The following is a 313-nucleotide window of genomic DNA, read 5'->3' as shown; positions in this document are numbered from 1 at the left end:
AGACAAACTCGCTGCCACCTACGGCATCCGCTTGCCCGGCTGGAAAAGCTCGACGGAAATTGCGGTCAAAGCCATTTTGAAAAATGCGATTTGAGGAGACTGAGATGAAGGGGATCATTCTAGCGGGCGGCACCGGCACCAGGCTTCATCCGATCACCCAGGCGGTGTCGAAGCAGCTGATGCCTGTCTACGACAAGCCGATGATCTACTATCCGCTGACGACGCTGATGCTGGCCGGGATCAACGACATCCTGATCATCACCACGCCGCACGATGTCGAGGCCTTCAAGCGGCTTCTCGGCGACGGTTCGCA

1 protein-coding gene is annotated in these 313 nt (G+C 57.5%); it reads left to right on the top strand.

Annotated features, from left to right (window positions below; genetic code table 11):
- Nucleotides 1–104 precede the first annotated feature (104 nt).
- On the top strand, nt 105–313 hold a 209-nt coding region (locus SB679_RS23580; protein ID WP_410704696.1), incomplete at its 3' end, for a sugar phosphate nucleotidyltransferase.

The sequence above is a fragment of the Chryseobacterium sp. SIMBA_029 genome, from assembly GCF_046535275.1.
In the GTDB taxonomy this organism is placed as follows: Bacteria; Bacteroidota; Bacteroidia; order Flavobacteriales; family Weeksellaceae; genus Chryseobacterium.
The sequence above is the reverse complement of the archived record's forward strand: the minus strand, read 5'-3'. Positions and strand labels throughout refer to the sequence as shown.